Source organism: Streptomyces sp. NPDC032198 (genome assembly GCF_040636975.1).
In the GTDB taxonomy this organism is placed as follows: domain Bacteria; phylum Actinomycetota; class Actinomycetes; order Streptomycetales; family Streptomycetaceae; genus Streptomyces.
Genome location: NZ_JBEZVL010000010.1, coordinates 238,809 through 264,402, shown reverse-complemented (window position 1 = coordinate 264,402; position 25,594 = coordinate 238,809). Strand labels below are relative to the sequence as shown.

Annotated in this window: 21 protein-coding genes; 7 read left to right on the top strand and 14 right to left on the bottom strand. The window is 70.8% G+C overall.

Features of this window, described 5'->3' with window-relative positions:
- Nucleotides 1-149 precede the first annotated feature (149 nt).
- Nucleotides 150-503 (bottom strand): hypothetical protein, encoded by a 354-nt coding sequence (locus AB0E78_RS27075; protein ID WP_361837377.1) that lies wholly within the window; start codon nt 501-503, stop codon nt 150-152.
- Between the two features lie 318 nt (nt 504-821).
- Between AB0E78_RS27075 and AB0E78_RS27070 the strand changes: the two genes are divergently transcribed.
- Both AB0E78_RS27070 and AB0E78_RS27065 read left to right on the top strand, forming a co-directional pair.
- On the top strand, nt 822-1,865 hold the full coding sequence (locus AB0E78_RS27070) for an NlpC/P60 family protein (RefSeq protein ID WP_361837374.1): 1,044 nt from the start codon (nt 822-824) through the stop codon (nt 1,863-1,865).
- A 64-nt stretch (nt 1,866-1,929) separates the two neighbouring features.
- Nucleotides 1,930-2,568 carry a hypothetical protein gene (locus tag AB0E78_RS27065; RefSeq protein ID WP_361837370.1) on the top strand — a complete coding sequence of 213 codons (639 nt, stop codon included), beginning with the start codon at nt 1,930-1,932 and terminating at the stop codon, nt 2,566-2,568.
- A gap of 37 nt (nt 2,569-2,605) precedes the next feature.
- On the opposite strand, the gene AB0E78_RS27060 is transcribed toward AB0E78_RS27065, so the two are convergent.
- Both AB0E78_RS27060 and AB0E78_RS27055 read right to left on the bottom strand, forming a co-directional pair.
- Entirely contained in the window at nt 2,606-3,418 is an 813-nt protein-coding gene (locus AB0E78_RS27060; RefSeq protein ID WP_361837368.1) for a response regulator transcription factor, read from the bottom strand.
- Entirely contained in the window at nt 3,415-4,704 is a 1,290-nt protein-coding gene (locus tag AB0E78_RS27055; RefSeq protein WP_361837365.1) for a PspC domain-containing protein, read from the bottom strand. Before AB0E78_RS27055 ends, AB0E78_RS27060 begins: the two co-directional genes overlap by 4 nt.
- A gap of 183 nt (nt 4,705-4,887) precedes the next feature.
- Here AB0E78_RS27055 and AB0E78_RS27050 point away from each other — a divergent pair, with 183 nt between their 5' ends.
- The gene (locus AB0E78_RS27050; RefSeq protein ID WP_361837362.1) at nt 4,888-6,225 is read left to right on the top strand and encodes a PspC domain-containing protein; all 1,338 of its coding nucleotides are present in this window, start codon (nt 4,888-4,890) and stop codon (nt 6,223-6,225) included.
- On the top strand, nt 6,212-6,451 hold the full coding sequence (locus AB0E78_RS27045) for a hypothetical protein (RefSeq protein ID WP_361837359.1): 240 nt from the start codon (nt 6,212-6,214) through the stop codon (nt 6,449-6,451). Before AB0E78_RS27050 ends, AB0E78_RS27045 begins: the two co-directional genes overlap by 14 nt.
- A gap of 94 nt (nt 6,452-6,545) precedes the next feature.
- Here the strand turns inward: AB0E78_RS27045 and AB0E78_RS27040 are convergent, their stop codons facing one another.
- The 3 genes from AB0E78_RS27040 to AB0E78_RS27030 form a co-directional block, all read right to left on the bottom strand.
- Nucleotides 6,546-7,070: a DoxX family protein gene (locus AB0E78_RS27040; protein WP_361837356.1), complete on the bottom strand. Its 525-nt coding sequence runs from the start codon at nt 7,068-7,070 to the stop codon at nt 6,546-6,548.
- A 204-nt stretch (nt 7,071-7,274) separates the two neighbouring features.
- Entirely contained in the window at nt 7,275-8,540 is a 1,266-nt protein-coding gene (locus AB0E78_RS27035) for a hypothetical protein (RefSeq protein ID WP_361837353.1), read from the bottom strand.
- Nucleotides 8,541-8,709: 169 nt separating this feature from the next.
- Nucleotides 8,710-9,495, bottom strand: coding sequence for a class II aldolase/adducin family protein (locus AB0E78_RS27030; RefSeq protein WP_361837350.1), 786 nt, complete (start codon nt 9,493-9,495; stop codon nt 8,710-8,712).
- 163 nt (nt 9,496-9,658) lie between these two features.
- On the opposite strand from AB0E78_RS27030, the gene AB0E78_RS27025 reads away from it, so the two are divergent.
- Entirely contained in the window at nt 9,659-10,132 is a 474-nt protein-coding gene (locus tag AB0E78_RS27025) for a pyridoxamine 5'-phosphate oxidase family protein (RefSeq protein ID WP_361837347.1), read from the top strand.
- Between the two features lie 119 nt (nt 10,133-10,251).
- Here AB0E78_RS27025 and guaA read toward each other — a convergent pair whose 3' ends face one another.
- Nucleotides 10,252-11,838 (bottom strand): glutamine-hydrolyzing GMP synthase, encoded by a 1,587-nt coding sequence (guaA, locus tag AB0E78_RS27020; RefSeq protein WP_361837345.1) that lies wholly within the window; start codon nt 11,836-11,838, stop codon nt 10,252-10,254.
- A 459-nt stretch (nt 11,839-12,297) separates the two neighbouring features.
- Here guaA and AB0E78_RS27015 point away from each other — a divergent pair, with 459 nt between their 5' ends.
- Nucleotides 12,298-12,627, top strand: a complete 330-nt coding sequence (locus AB0E78_RS27015; protein WP_361837762.1) for a chorismate mutase — start codon at nt 12,298-12,300, stop codon at nt 12,625-12,627.
- Between the two features lie 763 nt (nt 12,628-13,390).
- Here the strand turns inward: AB0E78_RS27015 and AB0E78_RS27010 are convergent.
- Nucleotides 13,391-14,230 (bottom strand): hypothetical protein, encoded by an 840-nt coding sequence (locus AB0E78_RS27010; RefSeq protein WP_361837342.1) that lies wholly within the window; start codon nt 14,228-14,230, stop codon nt 13,391-13,393.
- A 142-nt stretch (nt 14,231-14,372) separates the two neighbouring features.
- Nucleotides 14,373-14,798, bottom strand: coding sequence for a hypothetical protein (locus AB0E78_RS27005; RefSeq protein ID WP_361837339.1), 426 nt, complete (start codon nt 14,796-14,798; stop codon nt 14,373-14,375).
- 260 nt (nt 14,799-15,058) lie between these two features.
- On the opposite strand from AB0E78_RS27005, the gene AB0E78_RS27000 reads away from it, so the two are divergent.
- Nucleotides 15,059-16,060, top strand: coding sequence for an LPXTG cell wall anchor domain-containing protein (locus AB0E78_RS27000; protein WP_361837336.1), 1,002 nt, complete (start codon nt 15,059-15,061; stop codon nt 16,058-16,060).
- Between the two features lie 177 nt (nt 16,061-16,237).
- Here the strand turns inward: AB0E78_RS27000 and AB0E78_RS26995 are convergent, their stop codons facing one another.
- The 5 genes from AB0E78_RS26995 to AB0E78_RS26975 all read right to left on the bottom strand — a co-directional run bounded on the left by AB0E78_RS26995 (nt 16,238) and on the right by AB0E78_RS26975 (nt 25,356).
- Nucleotides 16,238-18,073, bottom strand: coding sequence for a GMC family oxidoreductase (locus tag AB0E78_RS26995; protein WP_361837334.1), 1,836 nt, complete (start codon nt 18,071-18,073; stop codon nt 16,238-16,240).
- A gap of 73 nt (nt 18,074-18,146) precedes the next feature.
- Nucleotides 18,147-19,763 carry a succinic semialdehyde dehydrogenase gene (locus AB0E78_RS26990; RefSeq protein ID WP_361837331.1) on the bottom strand — a complete coding sequence of 539 codons (1,617 nt, stop codon included), beginning with the start codon at nt 19,761-19,763 and terminating at the stop codon, nt 18,147-18,149.
- A gap of 173 nt (nt 19,764-19,936) precedes the next feature.
- Nucleotides 19,937-21,712, bottom strand: a complete 1,776-nt coding sequence (locus AB0E78_RS26985) for a protein kinase (protein WP_361837328.1) — start codon at nt 21,710-21,712, stop codon at nt 19,937-19,939.
- An 82-nt stretch (nt 21,713-21,794) separates the two neighbouring features.
- Nucleotides 21,795-23,420: a protein kinase gene (locus AB0E78_RS26980; RefSeq protein ID WP_361837325.1), complete on the bottom strand. Its 1,626-nt coding sequence runs from the start codon at nt 23,418-23,420 to the stop codon at nt 21,795-21,797.
- Nucleotides 23,421-23,523: 103 nt separating this feature from the next.
- On the bottom strand, nt 23,524-25,356 hold the full coding sequence (locus AB0E78_RS26975; protein WP_361837759.1) for a serine/threonine-protein kinase: 1,833 nt from the start codon (nt 25,354-25,356) through the stop codon (nt 23,524-23,526).
- Between the last annotated feature and the right edge of the window lie 238 nt (nt 25,357-25,594).

The following is a 25,594-nucleotide window of genomic DNA, read 5'->3' as shown; positions in this document are numbered from 1 at the left end:
TACCACCCCCTGCAAACAAAACCACCCCCCCCCACCCCGCCCTCCAGACCCCCACACACCCAACCCCCCCCCCCCCCCCCGCGGGGGGGGCCCCCCGCTTCTTATGGTGGGGGCCGCTTCCTATGAAGGTGCCCGGGTGAGGGTGGAGATCAGGTCCACAGCACCGCGATGAAGATGTTCGCGACGGTCAGCAGCCCGACGGCGCCGAACATCCCCTTGTCCACCTTCTCCTCGTCCCGCTTCACGTAGACCAACGCGAGGATCACGATCAGGACGGCCATCTTGATGCCGATCTTGACGTTGTTGACGGGGTTGTCGTCCGCCTGGTTGAGACCCACCAGGACCACGCCCGTGACGAGCATCGTGAGCGCGCCGTGCAGCATCGCGGGGCTGAAGCGCGCCGTGCCCTGGCCCATCTGCTTCATCTGGGTGAGGAAGCCGCCCAGGAGGGAGGCGATGCCGATGATGTGCAGGCCGACGAAGAGATGGGTGAGAACGTCCATGGTCCGGAGCCTAGCCGGGGCCGTATCACCGCTCCGTAGCCAGGTGGGCCACAAGCTCCGCATCGGTCACAGGCGTACGCGAAGGCGTGCGGCCCAGCGGATCGCGCGGTCGCAAAGAGTCACCTGTCCGCACACTTCCGCCAGTTGCGCACAATCCGTCACCAACCCGTGACGGTCAGGTTTAGCGTCCTTCGTCAGGTGACCGGCTCCCCACCGCCGCCCGGTCCAGGGGCGGCAGTCGGACACCACCGCCGAGAATCCGGTGGCGGTCCGCTCCCCCTGTGCGGGCCGTCGCCGGAACCTTAAGGAGCCCCCTTCGTGGCAGCGCACCGCAAGCCGAAACAGCGCTCGCTCAGTGGCCATACGGCCCGTACCGCCGCCACCATCGCCCTCGCCGGGGCCGCCACAGCCACCGTCTTCGACGGCACGGGACACGCGGATCCGCGGCCCAGCCCGGCCGAGGTGAAGTCCAAGGTCGACGCGCTCTACCGCGAGGCCGAGGTCGCCACCGAGAAGTACAACGGCGCCAAGGAGAAGGCCGAGAACGCCGAGAAGTCCCTGGGAGAGCTGCGCGACGAGGCGGCCCGCAAGACGGAGAAGCTCAACTCCGCACGCGAGGGGCTCGGTTCGTTGGCGGCGGCACAGTACCGCACCGGCGGCATCGCCCCGTCCGTCCAGGTCGCGCTCTCCTCCGACCCCGACCAGTACCTCGAGCGCGCCGCGCTCGCCGACCGGGCGGACAGCCGCCAGGCCGCGACCGTCACCGGTGTGCGGAAGCAGCTCCGGGAGATCGACCAGCTGCGTGACGAGGCCGACGACACCCTCACACACCTCAAGTCCCGCCAGGCGGAGCTGAAGAAGCACAAGAAGACGGTCAACGGAAAGCTCGACGCGGCCAAGCGGCTCCTGTCACAGCTCACCGCCGACCAGCGCGCGGAGCTCACGGGCGAGGACAGGGCATCCCGTACGGCGGGCCGCGACGGCGTCTCGGACGTCCCGGCCAAGGCTGACAACTCCCGTGCCTCAGCGGCGGTCTCGTACGCCTACAAGGCGCTCGGCAGCCCGTACGTGTGGGGCGCCACCGGGCCCAACGCCTTCGACTGCTCGGGGCTCACCCAGGCCGCCTACCGGTCGGCGGGTGTCGACCTGCCGCGCACGACGTACGCGCAGATCGCCGCGGGAGAACGCGTCCCGCGCTCCCAACTCCGGCCCGGCGACCTGGTCTTCTTCTACCAGGGCATCAGCCACGTCGGCATCTATGTGGGCAACGGCCAGATGATCCACGCCCCGAACCCGAGCGCACCGGTCCGCCTCGCACCGATCAGCCAGATGCCGTTCGCGGGGGCCGCGCGGGTGGCGTGAGCAGGCCCCGCGGGGGCTGAGCGGTGGCGTGAGGGGGCGGCGAGCCCGCAGGTACTGTCAGGGCATGCCCCGCCGTACGCTGCCGCCCCCTCCGCCACCTGTCTACCTGCGCACCTGGCCGGACCGGAACGCGCTGCTGCACGACCGCGGCATGGCCCTAGAGGACCTGCGCAGACGAAGCCTGGGCGTGCACCGCATCCTGCTGCTCTGGCTGCTCGCACTCGGTTGCGCCATCGGCTGGGCGCTCCTGACGGTGCCGCTGGAGATGATCGAGGACCACGATCCGCTGGCCTTCGTGATGGGCCCGATCTGCGCGGTCCTGGGCCTCGGGGCCCTCGCTCCCTCGGTGGTCGGCGTCGTCATCGGCATCCGCAACGACCGGAAGATCCGTGAACTCACCGATGGCTGGCTCGCGCTGGACAGCCACCCGGCCTCGGACTCCGCTCTGCGCTCCCCCGGACTCAGCCTCTGCTGGCTCCTCTCGTCCCTCACTGTGTGCGCGCTCGGCCTGTGGGCGTCCTTCGCGGCCGCCGCCTACGCCGAGCCCGGCCGTGACTCGTACAGCGACGTCGCGCTCGGCATGGGCGCGGGCCTCATCCTGTGGCTGACGGGCCTCATAGGCGTCGTCAAGGCGGTGGGCCACTACCGCTGGGCGATACGGAGGCTGGGCCCCGCCCCGGCCCCTGACGGCACGAACCGCTGACCCGGGGCGGGGCGCACCGCTGGCCCGGGCCGGACCGTCAGACCAGTCGCCGCGCCGTCGCCCAGCGCGTCAGCTCGTGCCGGTTGGACAGCTGGAGCTTCCTCAGCACCGCCGACACATGCGACTCGACCGTCTTCACGGAGATGAAGAGCTGCTTGGCGATCTCCTTGTACGCGTAACCCCGCGCGATGAGCCGCAGCACCTCCCGCTCGCGCTGCGTGAGGCGGTCCAGGTCCTCGTCGACCGGGGGCGCGTCGGTCGACGCGAAGGCGTCGAGAACGAACCCGGCCAGGCGCGGCGAGAACACCGCGTCGCCGTCCTGCACACGGAAGATGGAGTCCACCAGGTCGGTGCCGGTGATCGTCTTGGTCACATAGCCGCGGGCACCGCCACGGATGACGCCGATGACGTCCTCGGCGGCGTCCGAGACGGAGAGCGCGAGGAACCGCACCGGACGCTCGGCATCGGACATCAACGGCGCGCAGCGGCGCAGGACTTCGACACCGCCGCCGCCCGGAAGGTGCACGTCGAGGAGCACGACCTCGGGGCGCGTCGTGGTGATGACCGTGACCGCCTGGTCGACGTCCGCGGCCTCTCCGACGACCTCGACCCCGGTGATCGCGGTCCTGCCGATCTCCGCCTGGACGCCCGTGCGGAACATCCGGTGGTCGTCGACGAGGACGACGCGCGCACGGCGGCCCTCCGGGTCACCGACCGCGGCGGCGCCTGCCTCACCGGCGGGCTGAGCCGATTCGGGCGCCCCTGCCGGCGTGTTCGGTTCGGCCGCGGACGGCTCGGCCGCACCGTCCGATCCACCCCTGGGTCCCCTGGGCTCACTCGCGTCGCTCATGTCGTCGCCGTCCTCTCCATCTCCAGCTCGACTTCCGTGCCGCCCCCCGGCACCGCGCGCAGCCGCGCCGTGCCGCCGTTGCGCTGCATACGGCCGATGATCGATTCTCGTACGCCCATGCGGTCGTCCGGCACGGAATCCAGATCGAAGCCGGGGCCACGGTCCCGGACGGACACGAACACCGTCTCCCCCTCGACTTCGGCGAAGACCTGCACCGCACCGCCGTCGCCACCGTACTTGGCGGCGTTCACCATTGCTTCCCGCGCGGCCTGCATCTGCGCCGTGAGCGGGTCGTCCAGCGGGCAGTCGCCGACTATGACGACCTCGATGGGGACGCCGTGCTTGTCCTCCACCTCCGCGGCATTGCGCCGGACCGCTTCGGCGAGGGTGTCGGGCTCGTCCGCCTCGTCCTTGCCCGTGCCCTCCGGTTTGTAGAGCCATTGCCGCAGGTCCCGCTCCTGCGCGCGGGCCAGGCGGCGCACCTCGCCGGCGTTCTCGGCATTGCGCTGGATCAGGGTCAGGGTGTGCAGGACCGAGTCGTGCACATGGGCGGCGACCTCCGCCCGCTCCTGGGCGCGGATACGCATCAGCCGCTCCTCGGAGAGGTCCTGCATCATGCGCACGAGATAGGGGCCGGCGAGCAGCGCGACGCCGACGAGCACGGCGAGCGCGGCCTGCAGCACGGAACTGAGGTGCGAGGTGGAGCCCTGCAGCACGACGATGCCGGAGACACCGGCGCCGACGAGCAGCACTCCGGCCCCCGCGCGGGCGATGGTGAGCGTGCGCCTGCGGCGGCCGACGGCCATCCAGCGGGCCCGGCGGGCGTTGTCGGCCTGCCGCCAGACCAGGGCGACACCGGCGCCGACGAGCAGGGTCGGCCAGAGGTAGGCCTTGGTCGAGCTGCCCAGGTCGACGTTGCCGACGAAGACCATGGCGACGACGACCATCGCGAGCAGCGCGACGAGCTGGCCCTTGTCCGGCTTGCGGGCCACGAGTCTGCGGCGCCCGTCGGGCGACGTCTCGGCGGTGACCGCGGAGGGCGGGCGCTGGGCGTCGACGCCGCCGACGCCCAGCGGCACGAAGAACCAGAACGCCGCGTACAGCAGCGCGCCGAGCCCGTCCGCCATGAACAGGCCGACGAAGATCAGCCGCACCCAGACGACGGGCAGCCCGAGGTGACCGGCGAGGCCGCGTGCGACACCGCCGAGCCAACGGCCGTCACCGCTGCGATAGAGCTTTCGCAGCGGCCGCTCGTCTTCGATGGATACTGCTGCGGCTTCCGGCATGTCTCCGATATTCACACGCGTACGCGGGCGCGGGCATCAGGGTCGACCCCCGAGACGTCCCTGATCTCCGACCCGGACGGCGGGGCGGGGCGGCCGGGCCAGGGCCGTGTCAGGGACGATCTCAGGGTTCGGCCAGGGTTGTCCCGACTGCCGCGGCGGCCTCCGGCCCGTCACCATGGACACATGACAGACGAGCAGCCCGCCGGGACGGGCCCGCAGGCCGCGCCGCGCGATCCCCATTCCGCCACGGCGCAGGAGCCGGGTGGGCCGATGGTCGTGCGGGCCTTCCGCCGCGACCGTCGGCACAAAAAGCTGGGCGGCGTGTGCGCGGGGCTCGGTCAGCACTGCGACATGGATCCGGTGATCTTCCGGATCGGGCTCGCGCTCCTCTCTGTCACCAGCGGCCTCGGCCTTGTCTTCTATGGCTTCGCGTGGCTCTTCGTTCCGTTCGATGACGAGGAGGAGAACGAGGCGCGCAGGCTCCTCTCCGGCCGGGTCGACGGCCAGGCCCTGACGGCCGTGCTCTTCGCGCTCGTCGGCTGCGGTGTCTTCCTCTCCCTGCTGAACAACGGCGGTGCACTCACCTTCGCGGCCGTCCTCGCCCTGCTCCTCGCGGGCGCGGGGTATTGGTCGCAGCAGCGCGGCACGACCGACCCCGACCCGGTGGCGGCCCAGGCCGTGGCGGACGCCCCGCCCGAGGCGAAGGCGCCGCCGGTGGCCGGCGCCCCCTCGTGGTGGCGGGACCCGATCGTCAAGGACGGCACACACGACGGGATCTCGGGCTATTTCTGGGGGCCCGAGGGAGTGGCCGTCGAGTATCAGCCCGATCCGCCGCACGGGCGGCCACGGCCGCGTGCCCCCGAGGCGGCTCCCCGGCCCAAGCCGCAGGGTCCGCGGTGGATCGGCGGCTCCGTCTTCCTGGGAGCGCTGCTCGCCGGCACTCTCGGCATCGTCCTCACGTGGGAGGAGCAGTCGCTCGGCACCAGCCTGCAGACCGGCCTCGCCCTCGCGCTCGGTGTGTTCGGCATCGGCATCGCCCTCAGTGCCTTCCTCGGGCGCACGGGCGTGGGCTCGATCGTCTTCGCGGTGATCACGGCAGCCCTGCTCGCCGGCGCGGCCGCGCTGCCCAAGGACATCAGCACCACCTGGTCGGAGACGCAGTGGAAGCCGGCCGCGGCGGAGCAGGTCCAGCCCCGGTATGAGATGGGGACGGGCGTCGGCACACTCGACCTGACCCGTGCCGACCCCGGCAAGGGACAGACCCTGGGCACCGGTGCCGAGGTGGGAGCGGGGCAGCTGAAGGTGATCGTGCCGGAGGAAAGCACGGTGAAGCTGCACATCGAAGTGGGCGTCGGCGACATCCAGTTGCCGGACGACCACAAGGGAGACGTGGACATCGCTCCGGGCAAGGAGAAGTCGGTGACGCTGGACCCGGTCGCGGGCAGCAAGGACGGCGGCACGCTCGAGCTGCACGTCGAAGTGGGCATCGGACAGGTGGAGGTGGCCCGTGCTACGTCATGAGTTCCATCCCGGCAAGCTGGTCCTGGGCCTGTTCCTGCTGATAGCGGCGATCGCGTACGGGGGCGATGCGGGCGGCATCTGGGACACACCGTGGTTCGTGGCCTTCCCGCTCCTGCTGGCGGGTCTGCTGCTCGGGGGCGCGGCGGCAGCGGTGTCCCACGGCATACGTGGCCGGCCCGCCGCCCGCACGGCGGACCGCTCGGCCGACAACTCCACGGACGCCTAGCCACCGCCCCGGCCGGACCCACCCAGGCCCGGTCGGCGGTCAGGGGTCAGAGGGCTGCGGTCTGCGGCCTGCGGCCTGCGGTCAGCAGTGGGGGTCAGCCGAGTCCGGACGTGTGCCTGCGCCGGGTCGCGATCATGGCGTCGACCGAGAGGATGGACGCCCCCGCGAGGATCAGCGGGAGCCAGGCCATCAGATAGGCCAGGTCGTTGCCGTAGTAGTAGGGCTCGGTGGACCAGCTCACGGTCAGCCAGAGGCTGAGCGAGATCAGCGCGCCGCCGAGCGCGGCGATCCGGGCGAACAGGCCGACGAGGGTGCCGATGCCGACGGCCAGCTCACCGAGGGCGATGGCATAGCCAAAGCCGACGGGGCTTTTGAGGGAGAGGTCGACGAGGGCCGGGAGGGCGGAGATGTCGCGGACGCCTTCCATCATCTCGCCGATGGAACCGGCCCCGCTGGCCGACATGAAGGCGCTGTCGGTGAGTTTGTCCAGGCCCGCGTAGATGAAGGTGACGCCGAGGAAGATCCGGAGCGGGAGCAGGGCGTATCGGGAAGCGCTCTCCCGCCAGCCGCTGCTTCTGACGTAGCTGGTGTGGCTGTCGGTCCGCATGCCGTGAGCCATCGCTCTCGCCGCCTCTCCCGTTGACCCGCGTCGCCCGGTTACCCGTCATCTGACGATACGTACGAAGAGGGGGCCCTGCTCAGTGGCTTGCACCGAATTCGCGATGCCCGACCCGAAGCCGGGCCGGGGCGCTCAGTCCGTCGGCCGGTTCATGGCCTGGTTCATGGCCTGGTTCGTCGCCCGGTTCATTGGTCGGTTCGTCACTCAGTCCGTGACGTCGATCGTGCAGCGGTTCGTCTCCACGCCCGCGGCCGTGATCACCTGGACGTCGACGCTCCCCGGCTCCACGTCGACCGGGACAGGAACGGTCAGGGTCGCGTCGGTCGGGTTGGTGAACCCGCCCGGCACGGGGACGAGCGGCACATGGACGTGCACGGTTCCGATGCGAACGACCATCCGGGCGAGACGGTCGGCGGTCTGCGCGCCGGGGGGCACGAATCCGGCGCCGCGGATCTCGATGTCGTCACCCGTGCGGATGGGGGCGTCGAGATCGCCTGCCTCTCGGGCGCGCACCACGGAGAGGATCACCGGCCGGCCGCCCTCGGCGTACTTGCCGGCGAGGTACGTCGCCGCCGACACCAGCACGAGGAGGGCAAGACCCCACGGCAGGTCGGGCAGCTGTTCTGGACGCCGCGCGAGGCGTACGGCGGCGAAGACCATGGCGACGGCGCTGACCAGGACGTACTGCGCGTCCGCGAAGCTGCCGCGGCCCGCGTCGTCGGTGAGCAGATCGGCGGCCCGAGGCCGGTCGGCGGGCACCTTCTGCAGCCGCTGGCCGAGGACGCGCAGGCCGACCACGCGGCGTACGAGCACGGCGACCCCGCAGGTCACGGCGAGGACCGTCACGGCGCCGGCGGCGCGGGCGAGGTCGAGCCCGGCGATCAGTTCGTCCCGCTCGCGGTGTCCCGAGACCCCGGCGAGCTGGCCGACGAGGACGAGCACGGCGAAGACGACGAGGAGGACCCAACAGGCGGCCACCGCGCGGGACGTGGAGAGGCGGTTGTCCTCCCCGATCAACGGCGCGAAGATGCCGCCGCGCGCCCGGTGCGCGTATCCGGCGCCGGTCAGCAGTCCACCGACGACCACGGCCGCGAGTAGCCCGGCGGTCCGGGCGAGGGTCCACCCGGTGCCGATCGCGGTGAGCGCCTGGACCAGGAGCAGCACGCCCACGGCCACCCAGACCACGGCGGCCGTGCGGCGCCAGAGCAGGCCGAGCCAGGCCTCACCGTCCGCCCGGCCGCGTTCGGCGACGGCGCGAGCGGACTGGGTCAGCTCGTCCGACACCCACTGCCGGGAAGCGCCCGCCGAGTGGGCGACCGCAGCGGGCAGCCCCTGTCCGGCCGCCAGCTCGTCGCGCTTGGCGAGGAAGGCGGCCACGGCACGCCGATGTCCCTCGCGCGCACCGTGCGGGCAGCCACCACATGTGCAGCCGCCCCCGTGTGCGCCGTCGCGCGCCTCCTGCACCGCCACCGCGTACGCCGCCTTCCCCGCCCTCGTTCGAGCACCGAAACGTGAACTTCCTTGCGATGAAAGGGGATTGTGCCGTACTGGAAGACGATCAGGTCCCCCGGGTCAGGTCAGCGGGGGTGGTTTACCCGTACGCATGTTGACGGCGGGGGCTGACGGCTCAGAGCCGGGCTCAGGCAAGGAGATCCGGTTCGCTGCGGCTGATGTCCTGCCACATGGACTGGTAGTTGATCCACGCGACGAGATCGCTGCCGAGTTGCTCGCGCGTCGCCACCGCCTGCTTGTGACCGATGAGGATCGGACGGCCCGCGGCACGCGCGCTCAGCTGGACCTGGCAGGAGCGCTCCATCGTGAGAAACCACCAGGCGGCGGCGTCGACGGAATCGCCGACCGTGAGCAGCCCGTGGTTGCGGAGGATGACGGCCTTGTGGTCGCCGAGCGCGGTGGCGATCCGCCGGCCCTCGTCCGAGTCCACGACGACACCCGTGTAGCCGTCGTACAGCGCATGGCTCTCGTAGAAGGCGCAGGACTCTTGGGTGATCGGATCGAGGAGTTCGCCGAGTGTGGACAGGGCGCGGCCGTGCAGCGAGTGGCAGTGCGCGACGGCGACGACGTCGGGCCGCGCCAGGTGCGCCTGCGCGTGGACGGTGAAGGCGGCCTGGTTCACGTGATGGCGGCCCTCGACGACCTGCCCGTCCGCGTTGGCGAGGACCAGATCGCCCACGGTGACGTGCTTGAAGGGCATCCCGAAGGGGTTCACCCAGAAACAGTCCTCGTGCTCGGGGTCCCGCGCGGTGATGTGCCCGGACACCCCGTCCTCGTATCCGAGCCGTCCGAAGACCCGCAGCGCCCCGGCGAGCCGTTCTTTGCGGTACCGCCGTTCGTCCGCCAAAGAGTCGTGCACCGGCGGCATCGCGAACTGCAACCGCTCGACGGGTATCGGTGTGGGCGCCTGCATGTGTCCTCCATCCCTGGCTGTACGGAGCGGAAGTTACCGCCGGTCAGCGCAGGAAGACAGGGGCTCCCTGTGAAGAGAGTGCGCAATCGTGGCGCGAGGCCGGGCCTGAACCGGCGCGCCTTACAGGACAGGAGGTGTCGGGTATCGGCGGGACACTCGCCGTATGACGACGAACTGGGCAGCTTTCAGCGCAGCGGAACCCGCCTTCGCTCGGACCGCGGAGGAGCGGTTCGGCCTGTTCACACACCACGTCCTCGCGACACTCCGCAAGGACGGATCGCCGCGCACGACCGGGCTCGAAGTCCGTTTCCTGCACGGGGAGTTCTGGCTCGGCATGATGCCGAACTCGATGAAGGCGCTCGACCTGCGCCGCGATCCGCGCTTCTCGGTCCAGGCGAACCCGGGACCGGACACGGAGATGGCCGGCGGCGACATCCGGATCTCCGGGCGTGCGATCGAGGTCGAGGACCCCGAGGTCATCGCGCGCTATGTCGGGGAGGTCAAGCCGCCGGAGCCGTTCCATCTCTTCCGTACGGAGCTGACGGAGGTGGTCCGGACGTCCATCGAGGACGGGAAGTATCTGGCGGTGCAGTCGTGGAAGCCGGGGGCGCCGGCGCGGACGACCAGGCGGACATGAGGAAACGCCGGTGCCGCCGCCCTGCAGGGAGGGACGGCGGCACCGGCGTTCAGAGCTTGGTCGGCCCGTGCGGACCTCGGCAGCCCAGGGTCAGGCCCTGGGAAGTCAGACCCTGGGGACTACTCCCACTCGATGGTGCCCGGCGGCTTGCTCGTCACGTCGAGGACGACGCGGTTGACGTCGGCGACCTCGTTCGTGATGCGCGTCGAGATCTTCGCCAGGACGTCGTACGGAAGACGCGACCAGTCGGCGGTCATGGCGTCCTCGGACGAGACGGGCCGCAGCACGATCGGGTGGCCGTAGGTCCGGCCGTCGCCCTGCACGCCCACGCTGCGCACGTCCGCGAGCAGCACCACGGGGCACTGCCAGATCTCACGGTCGAGACCGGCCGCGGTCAGCTCCTCGCGGGCGATCGCGTCGGCCTCACGGAGCAGGTCGAGACGCTCCTTGGTGACGTCGCCGACGATGCGGATGCCGAGGCCGGGGCCCGGAAAGGGCTGGCGCTGGACGATCTCGTCCGGCAGGCCGAGCTCCTGACCGACCATCCGCACCTCGTCCTTGAAGAGCTGGCGCAGCGGCTCGATCAGCTGGAACTCGAGGTCCTCGGGGAGGCCGCCCACGTTGTGGTGGGACTTGATGTTCGCGGTGCCGGAGCCCCCGCCGGACTCGACGACGTCCGGGTAGAGCGTGCCCTGGACCAGGAACTCGACCGGCTGGTCGCCGGGCGCCTCGGCGACGATCTCCGCCTGTGCCTGCTCGAAGACGCGGATGAACTCGCGGCCGATGATCTTCCGCTTCTGCTCGGGGTCGGAGACCCCGGCCAGCGCGCTCAGGAAACGCTCCTGCGCGTCGACGACCTTGAGCTGCACGCCCGTGGCCGCGACGAAGTCCTTCTCGACCTGCTCGGTCTCGCCCTTGCGCATCAGACCGTGGTCGACGTACACGCAGGTCAGCTGCGAACCGATGGCCTTCTGTACGAGGGCGGCGGCCACGGCGGAGTCGACGCCGCCGGACAGGCCGCAGATCGCGCGCTTGTTGCCGACCTGCTCGCGGATCGCGGCGATCTGCTCCTCGACGATGTTGCCGGTGGTCCAGTCGGGCTTCAGGCCCGCGCCCCGGTAGAGGAAGTGCTCGAGCACCTGCTGGCCGTGCGTGGAGTGCATGACCTCGGGGTGGTACTGCACGCCGTACAGCTTCTTCTCGTCGTCCTCGAAGGCCGCGACCGGCACGACGTCCGTGGACGCGGTGACGGTGAAGCCCTCGGGCGCCGCGCTGCACGCGTCGCCGTGCGACATCCACACGGACTGCTCGTCCGGAGTGCCCTCGAAGAGCGTCGACCCGGACTTGGAGACGTGCAGGGGCGTGCGTCCGTACTCACGGGCGCCCGTGTTGTCGACGGTGCCGCCGAGGGTCGTCGCCATCAGCTGGAAGCCGTAGCACATGCCGAAGACGGGGACGCCGGCCTCGAAGAGCGCGCGGTCCAGGCGCGGTGCCTCGTCCGCGTACACCGACGAGGGGCCGCCGGAGAGGATGATCGCGGCGGGGTTCTTCGCGAGCATCTCGGAGACCGGCATGGTGCTCGGCACGATCTCGCTGTAGACCCGGGCCTCGCGGACGCGGCGGGCGATGAGCTGGGCGTACTGCGCTCCGAAGTCGACGACCAGAACGGTGTCGGGGGCGGCGGCAGCGGGGGACGCTGATGGCACGGCGGCGGCCTTCCGGCGTTGAGCGTGAGCTTGAGCGTGAGCTGGGGCTCGTGCGTGAGCAGGGGGTCTGTATTTGTCGATTCTAACGGGCTCGCGGCCACCACCTTCGTCGCATCCGACGGAGGCCCGCTCGCCGCACCTCCCCACACTGCGAGGCCATGCCCCGCTCACGGGTCGCGCTCACGTCCCGCGCACGCGGCGGCGCGGGGCGGTGGCGCGGGACGTCTCAGCATCCGAGCAGCCGCGGAACCCGTGTTGACCAGGGATGCGCGTGTGGGGGCATACTGGTCACGTGACCAAGCACCTCAGCTTCCTCTTTACCTATGGCAACCGGCCCGCCGGCTGCCATGGTCGAGCTGCTTGATCCACTGACAAGCGACTTCCCAGGCGCCCCGGGCCGACAAGGCCCGGGGCGTTCTGTCATTTCCGGGCCTTGCCGCTCCGGGGCATTCCGCCGAGATCCCGAGATCACCGAGATCCACATCCGACGAGGAGCCCCAGATGACCATCGCCACGACCGACAAGACCGGCGCCCGCACCCCCGAGGCCGCTGACGTGATCGAGGGCGCACGCGACCGCATCGACGCACTCGACGACCGCATCATCGGTCTCGTACAGGAACGGATGGCCGTGTCGGCCGTCATCCAGGAGGCCCGGATCAGTTCGGGCGGGCGCCGCGTCAATCTCTCGCGCGAGATGGAGGTTCTCGGGCACTACAGGGATGCGCTCGGCAAGCCCGGCACGTCGCTCGCGATGACGCTCCTCGAACTGTGCAGGGGCCGGGTCTGAGCGCCTCCCGGCGCACCCCGGGCCCCACCGGACCTGAGTTCGGGTCCGCTCTCACCCGTACGGCGCGTGACCGGGCCCGGAGGGACTTCGTTGGTCCCGATGTCCGTGCCAGCCAGGGGCGGGCACGGAAAAACCACGCGTGGCTCCGCTGGAGCGATGAGGCGTACACCTGGTGTGCGCCGTGGGACCTCGCTCCAGAGACGTGACCGGACGGCAGGGGACAGCAGCCCGGTCACCCAGGGAACGGTCGGCTTCGGGGACGCCCGGAGCCGACCGGCCTCCGTCCCTCCGACGTCACCCCCAACGTCACCCCCGGCACCCCCGATGCCCCCGATGCCCCCGATGCCCCCGGATGTCTCCCGAGTGCCTGTCCCACCCGCCTCTCCGTCCCCAGGTACCTCTGCCTACGCCCTCCTCCGTACCCGCATACAGACCCAGCTGTCCCAGTTCGTCCGGATCATGTCGAACCGGTTGCGCGGTTCATGGCGCATCCAGCACGATGCCTAGCAGGACAGGCCGCACGTACGGCACTGCACAACTCCATTGCCATAGGTCGAGACCACTCGTGCGCCCCTCGTGCGCCGGGTAGGCCACACCAGCGCCCTTCAGACCCGCGGCGCACTCCCCCGGCGCCGCTCCGTGGCACCGACGCTGCCCTGACGTCGGTGCTGACGGCCAAGGGCCCCGCGGATCCGTCCCGCGGGGCCCTTCGCTTTGCCGCCGTGTCGCCGTCCAGAGCTCCTTCTCCGCAGAGGAGAGGCCTCTACTTCACCTTCGCCAGCTTCGCGAGCTGCGCGTCGATGATCGCGTCGGCCACCTTCGGGTCACCCGTCGCCCCGTCGCGGAACTTCTCGGGCATCCCGGCGGCCTCACCCTCCTCGTCGGACTTGACCGACTCCGGGTCGAAGACGTTCGAGGCGCGGAAAGCGATCAGCGTCGAGCCGCTGCGTACGACCGTGACGCGGTCCCGGTCCAGGAACTCACCGGCACGGCTCGCGAGCTTGTACGAGACGGCCTCGTCGCCCCCGACCGGCCCGGGCTGCGGCCTGACGCCGAAGTACCGGTGGCCGCCGTCCCTGAACATGGCGCACTTCTTCGACTTCGTCGCCGTGCGCAGGGTGTCCATGGCCTTCTCGGCGTCGGCCCGGCCGTACGCAAGCAGCACGACCTCGGTCGTCGTGGTGTCCGCGGTGTCAGTGCTGCTCAGCGTGCGGCTGACGTGCGCCTTCGACTTCGGCGGGGCGGCGGCCGTGAGCATCTCGGACAGCGGGCGGCACTCGGCCGGGTTCACGCGCCCGGCGGGAGGCGTCGCCTTGCCCTCCGGCGCCGCAGACCCCTCCGAAGCCCGCGCCCCAGGCTTCCCGGACTCCTTCACCGCCTCGACCTTGTACTTCTTCACGTCGCCCGAGGCGAGAGCCGCCTTCTCCAGCTTCGCCGTGGCGGAGGACGGGTCCGCCTGGGCCGACTGCGACGGCTTCCCGCCCGCGGCGCCATCGCTGTCACCCTTGCCGCCACCGTCACCGCTGCCGCTGCACGCCGCCGTCAGGCCGAGCACCGCCACGGTCGACACGGCCACCACACCCCGCGACACAGCTGACTTCATGTTCCCGTTCCCCCACTTTCGTACGCGACGCGCACCGAGCACCGCGGGCGTCACGCGCACCCGTCCTACGACTCCGTCGCCTCCATCAACTCCTACGACGGAAGATCGTTACGCACGGTTCCCGCCCCGACCACTGCCAGGACTACTGCCAGATCCAGAACCGGAAGGGGCTCAGCAACACGATCGCCAGCGCCATGCCGCCCACCACGATCACCACGCTCCACGCCCGGCGGCTGCGCTCCGAACGCGCGCCGCGCCGCGGCCCGGTCGGCGCGGCGCGCCACTCGTCCGGCCGCCACGCCCCGGCGATCTCCTCCCCCCGCGCCGCCTTGCGCTTCCTGCGCCGGCGGCCCAACGCCCTGGAGTCCGCGGCCTGCCGGCGGGCCGCCTCCTCGTCGAGGCGCCGCAGTCGTTCGGCCACCATGCGCGCCCGCGCGGACGGCTCCTTCGGCGCCGACGCACGGATGTCGCGCAGACTGTCGCGCTCGAACCGCTCCCACACGTCGTCCGGCATCCCGCCCACCGGGCCGTCCACTGCCCCGTCCGGTATCTCGTCCTTCTCCGCCACGCCGCCCCCTCGCGCTTCGTCCTGCCACCCCTTGCCCCTCGGCGGATCGCCGTCGAGCGGAGGAATTTCTACGGCAACCTCCAACACCCGCACAAGCTGTGTGATCCAAGCCACATAAGAATTCTGTGAGTTCGAGGACAACCATTCACAGGGGACGCAGGTCATGCATGCGTAACAACGGCCACACCCGCGTCCCCACCGCGGAGGCCTCCACCTCCGTATCGCTCACCGGGTGATACGCCGGACTCCCTGAGGTCTTCATGAAGCTTCGACGTGTCATGGCCGCCGCGGCCGCGACCGCTGCCATAGCCCCGATCGCGCTGCTGTCGGCTCCCGCCGCGTTCGCGACCGACGGCACCCCGACCCCGACGGCCACCGAGTCGGTCACGCCTCCCGCGACGGAGACCCCGACCGAGAAGCCGACCGAGAAGCCGACCGAGACGGCGACGCCGACCCCGACGGCCACCGAGCCGACCACCCCGGCGCCGACCGAGCCCACCAAGACGGCGGAGCCCACGAAGACGGCGGAGCCGACCGAAGAGCCGACCGAGGAGCCCACGGACTGCCCGGTCGACGAGGACGGCGAGGACGCCGACTCGAAGCTGGAGATCGGCCTCTCGGGCCTGCCCGGCAAGATCGTCGCGGGCAGCGGCTGGCACCAGTTCAAGCTGACCGCCTCCAACCCGAGCGACGAGGACCTCGGTGAGGTCCAGTGGCTCGCCATGGTGGACAACTACACGGACAGCGAGAAGGAGAAGGACTGGCTGGCCAACTACGCGCAGATCCAGTACTTCAACCCCGACTCCAAGGCCTGGGAGTCCATCTCGGACGAGGTCTCCGGCGGCTTCTACTTCGGCTCCACCCCGCTGGGCGCCAAGGAGAAGGTCGACATCAAGCTGCGCCTCAACGTCAGCGCCAAGGCCCCGGCCGGTGACGGCTACGCGCTCGGCCTCGGCGGCTACCTGGACTCCGAGGAGAACTGCGTGCGCAGCTCGTTCTCCATGTACGAGTTCACGGTCCTGAAGCCCGGCAGCGAGAACGGGAACCCGGGCGAGGCCGACAAGAACGAGGGCGGCAAGACGCCTTCCGGTGGCAAGACGCCCCAGGGCGGCGCCCAGGAGATCCCGGTCACCGGCAGCCTCGCCGAGACCGGCTCCAGCTCCGTGCTGCCGACCATCGGCCTCGTCGGCGGCGTCGCCGTCATCGCCGGTGCGGGTGCGGTCTTCGTCGTCCGCCGCAAGAAGGCCGACGCCACCGCGTAAGCACGTACGCCGGTAACGGCAGCACGCCTGCCGACGGCACGCCGCTCAGCGGCACCTGAAGCACGCGAAAGGACCTGCGCTCGGAGGGGGGTGCAGGTCCTTTCGCGTACGCGGCTTCCGTCGCCGCCGGGCCGCTGCTTCTCGCGCCGCCGGGCCGCTGCTTACGGGCGGGCGCCGCTACTTCTTGGCAGGCATCGCGGGCATCCCCAGGAAGGGCAGCCTCAGGGCGCCGAACGCGTCCGCCGGTACCGCCGGGGACTTCGGTTCGACGGCGGCGAGACGCACGTACTGCCCGCCCTGCGCGGGACGCGTGTCCTCCGCACCCTTGTTGGGCCAGAACGACATCGCGCGCTCGGCCTGCGCGGTGATCGTCAGGGAGGGGTTCACGCCCAGGTTCGCGGAGACCGCGGCGCCGTCGACGATCGAGATGCCGGGGTGGCCGTAGAGGCGGTGGTAGGGGTCGATGACCCCGGTGTCGGCGGAGTCGCCGATCGGGCAGCCGCCGAGGAAGTGCGCGGTCAGCGGGGTGCCCATCAGCTCGCCGATGTTCGATCCCGCGAAGCCGTTGATCTCCTTGGCGAGCAGCGTCGCGGCCTCGGTGGCCTCGGGGATCTGCGTCGGGTTGGGCGCGCCGTGGCCCTGCCGGGCGGTCAGCAGGCCCTTGCCGATGCCCTTCTCCTTGCGGTACGTGGTCAGCGAGTTGTCGAGGGTCTGCATGACCAGGCCGATGATGGTCCGCTCCGACCAGTGCCGGTTGGAGAGCGAACGGACCATCAGCCAGGGGTGCTTGGCGACGTTGCCGAGCCATCCGGCGACCCGCGCCTTGCCGCCCTTGATGCTGTACGGCACCTGCAGGATCGTCAGGCCGCCCATCGCGTTGGACTTCTTGCCGTAGCGGACCGGCTCGATGTGCGTGGAGGCGTTCGGGTGGATCGACGAGGTGATCGCGACGCCCTTGGTGAAGTCCACCTTCTCCACGCCGTGCTGCTTGCGGTAGCGGCGGTCGGTGGTCTGCGTGCCGACCAGGGCCTCGGAGTTGGTGCGGGTCAGCGCGCCGAGCCGCCCCGAGATGCGCGGGAGCAGGCCGGTGTCCTTCATGCGGTGCATGAGCGTCTGCGTGCCGTAGGTGCCCGCCGCGACGACGACCTCGCGGGCGGTGAACGTACGTCCGTTGCCCTTGCGCTTGTTGTCGGTGGGCAGGGTGGCGACGGCGAACCCGCCCCGCGAGTCCTCGGTGAGGCTGACGACGGAGGTCATCGGGTGGATGACGGCGCCCGCCTTCTCCGCCAGGTAGAGGTAGTTCTCGTTGAGGGTGTTCTTCGCGCCGTGCCGGCAGCCCGTCATGCACTCGCCGCATTCGGTACAGGCCTTGCGGGAGGGGCCCGCGCCTCCGAAGTAGGGATCGGGAACTTCCGCGCCGGGCTCGGCCGTTGAAGTACCTGAGGCGTCCTGCTCGTCGCCGAAGAAGACACCGACCGGTGCCATGTGGAAGCTGTCGCCCACCCCCATGGCCTGGGCGGTCGCCTTCAGATGGACGTCGGACGGAGTCGTGGTCGGGTTGATCCGCACCCCGAGCATGCGCTTGGCCTGCTCGTAGTAGGGGCTGAGCTCGCCCTGCCAGTCCGTGATGTCCTTCCACTGCGGGTCGTTGAAGAACGGCGCGGGGGGCACGTAGAGCGTGTTCGCGTAGTTCAGCGAACCTCCGCCGACGCCCGCCCCGGCGAGCACCATCACGTTGCCGAGCAGATGGATGCGCTGGATGCCGTAGAGGCCGAGAGCCGGTGCCCAGAGGTAGTTCTTGAGATCCCAGGAGTTCTTCGGGAGGGACTCACGGGTGAAGCGACGCCCCGCTTCGAGCACGCCGACGCGGTAGCCCTTCTCCGTCAGACGCAGGGCGGAGACGGAGCCGCCGAAGCCGGACCCGACGACGATGACGTCGTAGTCGTACGACGCGTCGTCGTACCCGCCCGCCTCACTGTCCGGCTGTTTCTGGACAGAGCTCTCCTGTGACATCGACTCTCCTCGTTGAGAACTAACCCCTGGAGAAAGGCTCTTGAGGGCCCGGCCCCATGGCTGGCCGGCCCGCCTACCGCAGGCGCAGGGACTTCATGACCTTCAGGCTCAGGCTCATGAACGCCGCGTACTTCTCGTCGTCCATGCCGAAGGACGGCGCGAGCGGCATCAGACGCTGGTGCGCGACGGTCTGCGCCTCGGTGTACTTCAGGATGCCCTCGGAGCCGTGCCGGCGGCCGAGGCCCGATTCCTTCATGCCGCCCATCGGCGCCTGCACACTGCCGTAGGCGGGCGCGAAGCCCTCGTTCACGTTGACCGTGCCGGTGCGCAGGCGGGTGGCGATCTTGCGGCCGCGGCTGCCGTCCTTCGTCCAGACCGAGGAATTCAGTCCGTACGAGGTGGAGTTGGCGAGCTCGACGGCTTCGTTCTCGTCGGTGAAGCGGTAGACGGAGACGACCGGGCCGAAGGTCTCCTCGCCGCACACCGCCATCGGGGACTCGACGCCGTCCAGGATCGTCGGCTCGAAGAAGTACGGGCCGATGTCGGGACGGGCGACGCCGCCCGCGAGCACCGTGGCGCCCTTGGCGACGGCCTCGTCGACATGCCGCTTGGTGGTCTCCAGCTGCCGCTCGCCGACCAGCGAGCCCATCTCCGCGCCGTACGCGAGGGAATGGCCGAGCCGCATCGCCTTCGTCCGCGCGGCGAAGCGCTCCAGGAACGTGTCGGCGATCGACTCGTGGACGTACAGCCGCTCGATGGAGATGCAGAGCTGGCCCGCCGACGAGAAGCAGGCGCGCACCGCGCCGGCCGCCGCCTTGTCGATGTCGGCGTCGTGCAGGACCAGCATGGCGTTCTTGCCGCCGAGTTCGAGCGAGACGCCGACGAGCCGGCCAGCGGCGCCCTGGGCGACCTCGCGGCCGACGCGGGTGGAGCCGGTGAAGGAGACGTAGTCGGCGTGCTTGACGATCTCGGGTCCGACGACGGGCCCGTCACCGAGGACGACCTGGAAGACCTCGGCGGGCAGGCCGGCCTCGATGATGAGGTCGCGGGCCCACAGGGCGGTCAGGCAGGTCTCCGTGTCGGGCTTCATCACCAGCGCGTTGCCCGCGACGAGCGCGGGAAGAGCGTCGCCGATGGACAGCTCGAGGGGGTAGTTCCAGGGCGCGATCTGGCCGACGACACCGCGCGGCTGCCGGTTCTCGGTGACCTTCGTGAGGGTCGGTACGACGCCGGTGTGCCGCTTGGGGTTCAGATACGCGGGGGCCTTGCGGCCGTAGTGCCGCGCGGCAAGCGCGACGGCCTGCAGTTCCTCGTGCGCGTGCAGCCGGGCCTTGCCGGTCTCCAGCTGGATGAGGTCGAGGACCTCGGCCTGGCGCTGCAGGACCAGATCGTGGAAGCGGAGCAGGACCGCGGCGCGGCGGCGGACCGGGGTGCGCTCCCAGGCGACCTGGGCGACCCGGGCGCGCTCGAAGGCGGTGGCGACGTCCTCGGGGGTGGACTCGGGCAGGTCCGCCAGCTTCTCACCGGTGAACGGCTGGTGATTGGCGGTCCGTCCCGAACCGATCACATCCCGGGTGAGCTGCGCGATGAGCTCGGGAGTCACCACGTCGGCGGCGGTGCGCGCGCCTGCGGGGGCGGTGGCTATCGGGTTCGTGCCGAGGGGCGCTGCGGTGGCCTGCGAGTCCGTCATGCAGGTGAGCGTAAGCCCAGGTCAAGGTTTTGGGTACCCGTCGGTAATCAGCTTTCACCGCGCACACACACGATGCCAGTGATCACTGGCGGCAAAGCTCCTGATCAGGGGCTTAGCGGGAGTTGATCAACGGGGGCCCGAATTTTCGAGCCCCCGTCGCCGGGCCGGGCGGATCAGAGCTTGTCGATCTCCAGGTTCGCGATCGCGGTCTTGGCGACCTCACGACCGCGCTCGGTGAAGTCGCCCTTGCCCGGGTAGTCGATCCACAGCCGGTACATGTCCCCGGAGCGGGTCTTGTAGTAGAAGATCTTGGCCTCGTGCGGCAGCTCGGACTCCGAGTCGGTGTAGGTCACCGTGTTCTCGGCCGCGTCCCGCTCCTGGTACTTGGTGCCCTGCGTCTTCCCCTGGGGCGCGGGGTCGCTGCTCATGTGGCTGAAGGCCGTCTCGCCGCTCGCCTTGAAGTCCTCCATGTCGGCGTACGCCTGGGACTCGGCGGACCCGAGGATCTCCGTGGAGGTGTCCTTCTTCTCGGCGAGGTCGAGCGTGATGAAGACGGAACCGCTGGGGTCGGTGTACCTGACCCAGGTCTTGTTCGTGTCCGTGGGTTCCGGCTTGCTCTCGACATAGTGCTCGGGCGCGGAGACCGTGGCCGCGACGACCTTGGACTCGTGGTCCTTCCAGCCCTCCGCGTCCGAACCCCCGAACGGGTTCAGCGCCACCAGGACTCCCGCCGCCACGGCCGCGACGACGACGCCCGCGATGACGGCCAGCGCCTTGCGGCTCAGGAAGACACCCTTGGCGCCGCGTCCGTCACCACGTCCGTCTCCCGTGACCGTGACGACCTGCGTCGGCGCCGGCTGCGGCGGTCTCGCCGCTTCCTCCAGGAGCGCGCGGACCTGCGCCGCGCGCGGGCGCTGGCCGGGTTCCTTGATCAGGAGGCCGTTGATCGCCTGCGCGAGCGGGCCCGAGGCCGATGCGGGCGCCGCGGGCGTCGCGTTCAGGACGGACTGCAGCGTCGCCGGGGTGTTGTTGCGGCGGAACGGCGAGACACCCTCCGTCGCGGCGTAGAGGACCACGCCGAGCGACCAGAGGTCCGAAGCCGGGCCGGGGCGCTGGCCGAGCACCCGCTCCGGGGCGATGAACTCGGGCGAACCGACGAAGCCGCCCGTGTCCGTCAGGTTCGTCTCGCCCTCGATCTGGGCGATGCCGAAGTCGGTGAGGACGACACGATCGTGCTGCCCCAGCATCACGTTGTCCGGCTTGATGTCACGGTGCAGGATGCCCGCCTGGTGGGCGGCGTCCAGGGCGCCGAGCACCTCGAGGCCGATGCGGGCGGCGTCGCGGGCACCCAGGGTGCCCTCCTGGAGCGCGGCACCGAGCGATCGGCCATGGACCAGCTCCATGACGATCCACGGCTGGCCGTCCTCCACCGCCACGTCGTGGACGTTGACCACGGCCGGGTGGTCGAGGCGGGCCGCGGCGCGTGCCTCGCGGCGCATCCGCTCGAAGACGTTGGTGCGCTCGCGCTCGGGCAGATGGTCGGGGATGCGGGGTTCCTTGACGGCGACCTCGCGGTCCACCGTCTCGTCCTTCGCACGCCAGACCGTGCCCATGCCGCCGTGGCCGAGCTTGGACAGCAGGCGGTAGCGGCCCGCGATCAGCCGGCCCGCGCCCGGATCCGGCTCGGACGGCTGATTCGGCACCACCTGGGTGGGCTGGGCGTGCGGCGAGAGCGGCTGCGGGTGCGGCTGTGGGTCCTGCGCGTACGGGGACTGCGGGTCCTGCGCGTACGGAGACTGCGGGTCCTGCGCGTACGGGTTGGCGTCCTGACCGTACGGACCGCCCTGCCCCCCTTGCCCAGGCGCACCGGCCTGCGGCGGCTGTGGCGGCTGCAGTCCGAAACTGGTCGGTTCGTACGGCCCGTAAGAGGCTCCCCCGTCATTACTCATGCCCACATGAGTACCTTGCCGAAGGCCCTGGGTTCCACTGGGGTCACTGACTTGTGACAGGGGTGGTGCGCCGGGCGGGAACTCAGCGGCGTACGAACGAGTCCACGGCCGTGTCGAAGTACCGCCTGCCCTCGGCGGCCCTGCCGACCGGCGCCGAGACCCACACGTCGTACATCCGGCCGCCCTCCTCCCAGCACAGGTCGTACGTGTGCCGGTCGCCCTCCGCCTCCGTGAAGCCGTCCCAGCTGAACTGCCAGAGGGCGGCGGGCCGTCCGTTGTGCGAGGTCTCGGTGACCTCGCCGTCCCGGTAACCGGGGTTGTTCTCCGGCCCCTTGGCGTCGGAGCGGCGCTGCACGGCGAGCGGTCCGCCCGGCTCCGGGGCCGACTCCTTGATGCCTATGCGGAAGGTGCCGCCCGACGACTTGTAGAAGACGCGGGGCCCGTCCACCTCGCGCCTGAAGCCGTCGGGCACGGCGAGCGTGAAGCCCCGGTCGTCCTCCGCCACGCGGTAGCCCTCCGGGGCCTCCGGCGTGGAGGGCTTGGGGGTGCGGGAACCGCGCGTGACCGTCACCGTCGGGGTCGGCGAGAGCGAGGGGCTCACCGTCTTCGTCTGCGCGGACTGCGTGGACGGTGTGGTGGGCGTACCGTCGCCGTCCCTGCCCAGCAGCAGCGCGGCGGACACCCCGGCCCCGGCCACCGCGGCCACGAGCGCGGCGGCGATCAGCATGACCCGGCGACGGCGGCGCGATGGCCCCGCCGGCTGCCCGGGCGGACGCGTGGGCAGGTCACGGTAGGTGGGCGTGTAGCCGCCCGGCCCCGCGCCCGGCAGCGCCGACGGCTGACCGCCGGCCCGGCCCGCGGGCGTCGACGGCATCCGCCCCGTCTCGACGTACGTCCGCAGCAGCCGCTCCGCCTCCACCGTGCCGAGCCGCCGGTCCGGGTCGCGTTCGAGGAGGCCGAGGATGACGGGCAGCAGCGGTGCGGCGGCGGGCGGCGGGCGGATCTCGTCGAAGACGACGGCGTGCAGCACACCGCCTATCGAGTCCCTGCGGAAGGGCGACTCACCGGTCATCGCGGTGACGAGGAGCGCGCCGAGCGACCAGAGGTCGGACTCGGGCCCGGTCCGCTCGCCCGACATCCGCTCGGGCGCGGTGTATTCGGGAGAGCCCACGAACGATCCGGTCTCCGTGAGCGTCGTCGCCCCGCTGACCTGCGCGATCCCGAAGTCGGTGAGGACGACACGGCCGGTCGTCTCCTCCAGGAGGACGTTGGCGGGCTTGATGTCGCGGTGCAGGACCCCGGCGGCGTGCGCGAGACGCAGCGCGCCCAGCAGGGCTATGCCCATCCGGGCCACCTCCCGCGCGCCCATCGGACCCACCCGCGCGATCCGCCCGGCCAGCGAACCGCCCTCGATCAACTCCATGACGATGTAGGGGTGGTCGCTCTGTACGACGACGTCGTGGACGACGATGATGTGCGGATGGCGGAGCTGCGCCGCCGCCCGCGCCTCGCGCAGGGTCCGTTCGCGCTGCTGCGTCGAGTCGGTGTCGGAGAGCGTGTCGTCGAGGGCGAGTTCCTTGACGGCGACCCGGCGGCCGAGGAATTGATCCGTGGCCTGCCAGACCACGCCCATGCCACCCCTGCCGAGCCGCGCGTCCAGGCGGTAACGGCCAGCTATGACCCGGGCGTTGTCCCCCACGCTCCCCATGCGGCCATCATGCCCCACACGTGTGCGGACGGACCCTGTGGGCGTGTGCGGCGGACTGGTTCCGGCCGCTCGTCCCAGCTGCCCCGGCCGGGAACCGTCGGGCTCAGGGCTCTCGCCAGCTCCGGACGATCGCGTCGAACTGCTGCCGTGCCGTCTTCCAGTCGGCCGCGGGGGACGACATGTAAATCACGTACTCGACGCCGTCACGGCTGATATAGCTCTGTGAGATGGCGCGGCGCGGGCCCTTGGTGGTGTCGTTCGCCCCCGCCTTCCAGCTGAACTCCCAGAGGGCGCCCTGCTGGTCGCGGAAGGTGTTCTGGTCCAGCTGCAGCCGCTTGTAGTCGGGCAGTTTGGTCCGCAGGTTCTTCTCCAGCTCGAGCTGATGCCTGTAGGGGTTCTCGAACGTCGTGTTGCGGTCGATGCTGATACGTACGAAGTGCCGGCCGAAGTCCGGGGTGTAGTCGATCTGACTGCCGTCGACCTCGCGCTCCCAGCCCTTGGGCAGCATGATGCTGAAGCCCTCGGCGTCCTTCACCCGGTGCCAGCCCGCGGGGATGCCGCCGACGGTCTTGCCCGGCTCCCCGTCACTGGAATTCTGCGTACCGCCGTTGTGGTCCGCGTAGTACAGGTAGCCCGCGGTTCCACCGCCGAGCAGCACGACCGCTGCGACCGCCGAGACGATCACGGTCGTCCTACGGGACTTCTTGGGGTGGGACGGGGGCTGGTGGGCGCCCTGGACGACGGTGCCGGAGTGGTGGGGGTGCAGGCCCGGGGCGGGGGTGGCGCCGGAAGCCGGGGGGTCGGTGGCGAAGCCGTTGCTGCGGCTTCCGCTTCCGTAGGTGTTTCCGCTTCCGCTTCCGTAGGTGTTTCCGCTCCCGTAGGTGCTGCCGCTTCCGCTCCCGTACGTGCTGCCGCTGCCGCTGCCGTACGTGCTGCCGTTCCCGCTCCCGGGGACGACGGTGCCGGACTCCATGGAGTGGTGGCCGGGAGGCGGGGTGTGCTGTTGCTGGGCCTGCGACTGCGCATGCGGCTGCGACTGCGACTGCGGCTGCGCATGTGGCGGTGACTGTTGGGACGTGGGGTGGATCTGCGTCGGCACGTACGCCTGTGCCGCGCTCGGCCGCCGTCCCTCCGCCGCCTCGGCGAGCATCAACTCGGCGACCTCCGCGGTCGGCCGGGTGTTCGGGTCCTTGCGGAGGAGCGCGCTGATGACGGGGGCCAGCGCCCCCGCGTGCTCGGCCGGCTCGGGCTCCTCCGTGACCACGGCCTGCATGGTGCCCAGCGGAGAGGTGCGCCGGAACGGGGAGTTCCCCTCGACCGCCGTGTACAGCGTCGCGCCGAGCGCCCACAGGTCGGACGCGGGCCCGGGGTTGGCGCCGCTGACCCGCTCGGGCGCCAGATAATCGACGGAGCCGACGACCTCGCCGGTCCGCGTGATCGTCGTGTCCCCCTCGATCGCGGCGATCCCGAAGTCGGTGAGCAGGATGCGCCGGTCGTCCGCCAGAAGTACGTTGCCGGGCTTGACGTCGCGGTGCAGGACCCCGGCGGCGTGCGCGGCGCGCAGGGCCTTCAGGGTCCACAGGCCGATGCGGGCGGCCTCGAAGGGATCGATGCGGCCCTGGTCCTTGACGGCGTCGGCGAGCGAACACCCCTCGACCAGCTCCATCACGATCCAGGGCCGGTCGTCGTACTCGAGGACGTCGTGGACGGTGACGACCGCGGGGTGGTTGATCCGGGCGGCGGCCCGCGCCTCCGCGTGCGTACGGGCGAAGAGGATCGCGCGGTCGGCCTCCTGCACGAACTGCGCAGCCGTCAGCTCCTTGACGGCGACGGTCCGGTGCAGCACCTCGTCCCGCGCGCGCCACACCCGTCCCATGCCACCGCGGCCGATGGACTCTCCGAGCCGGTAGCGGCCCGCGAGGAGCAGGCCCTGCATCTGATTCACGATCCCCCGCATTGGTTCTGACATGGCCCAGGTTAGGGAGCGGTCGGCGCACGGGGAACCTCCGGGGGTACTCGGAGACCTCACTGTGACGCGCGACGCAACGACGCCGGGCCGCTCCCGTGGTCGAGGAACACCACGGAACAACGGTCAGGAGCAGTCAATTACCGCGCCCGAAGAGAAACATGATGACTGATAAGCGATGAGTGACGGACTGTGAACTCTGGGCGAT

Bases quoted from the DNA above. Each gene is read 5' to 3' on its own strand.
- AB0E78_RS27075 (WP_361837377.1), bottom strand. From the start codon at position 503: ATGGACGTTCTCACCCATCTCTTCGTCGGCCTGCACATCATCGGCATC.
- AB0E78_RS27065 (WP_361837370.1), top strand. From the start codon at position 1,930: ATGCCCCGCCGTACGCTGCCGCCCCCTCCGCCACCTGTCTACCTGCGC.
- AB0E78_RS27060 (WP_361837368.1), bottom strand. From the start codon at position 3,418: ATGAGCGACGCGAGTGAGCCCAGGGGACCCAGGGGTGGATCGGACGGT.
- AB0E78_RS27055 (WP_361837365.1), bottom strand. From the start codon at position 4,704: ATGCCGGAAGCCGCAGCAGTATCCATCGAAGACGAGCGGCCGCTGCGA.
- AB0E78_RS27050 (WP_361837362.1), top strand. From the start codon at position 4,888: ATGACAGACGAGCAGCCCGCCGGGACGGGCCCGCAGGCCGCGCCGCGC.
- AB0E78_RS27040 (WP_361837356.1), bottom strand. From the start codon at position 7,070: ATGGCTCACGGCATGCGGACCGACAGCCACACCAGCTACGTCAGAAGC.
- AB0E78_RS27030 (WP_361837350.1), bottom strand. From the start codon at position 9,495: ATGCAGGCGCCCACACCGATACCCGTCGAGCGGTTGCAGTTCGCGATG.
- AB0E78_RS27025 (WP_361837347.1), top strand. From the start codon at position 9,659: ATGACGACGAACTGGGCAGCTTTCAGCGCAGCGGAACCCGCCTTCGCT.
- AB0E78_RS27010 (WP_361837342.1), bottom strand. From the start codon at position 14,230: ATGAAGTCAGCTGTGTCGCGGGGTGTGGTGGCCGTGTCGACCGTGGCG.
- AB0E78_RS27000 (WP_361837336.1), top strand. From the start codon at position 15,059: ATGAAGCTTCGACGTGTCATGGCCGCCGCGGCCGCGACCGCTGCCATA.
- AB0E78_RS26995 (WP_361837334.1), bottom strand. From the start codon at position 18,073: ATGTCACAGGAGAGCTCTGTCCAGAAACAGCCGGACAGTGAGGCGGGC.
- AB0E78_RS26990 (WP_361837331.1), bottom strand. From the start codon at position 19,763: ATGACGGACTCGCAGGCCACCGCAGCGCCCCTCGGCACGAACCCGATA.
- AB0E78_RS26985 (WP_361837328.1), bottom strand. From the start codon at position 21,712: ATGAGTAATGACGGGGGAGCCTCTTACGGGCCGTACGAACCGACCAGT.
- AB0E78_RS26980 (WP_361837325.1), bottom strand. From the start codon at position 23,420: ATGGGGAGCGTGGGGGACAACGCCCGGGTCATAGCTGGCCGTTACCGC.
- AB0E78_RS26975 (WP_361837759.1), bottom strand. From the start codon at position 25,356: ATGCAGGGCCTGCTCCTCGCGGGCCGCTACCGGCTCGGAGAGTCCATC.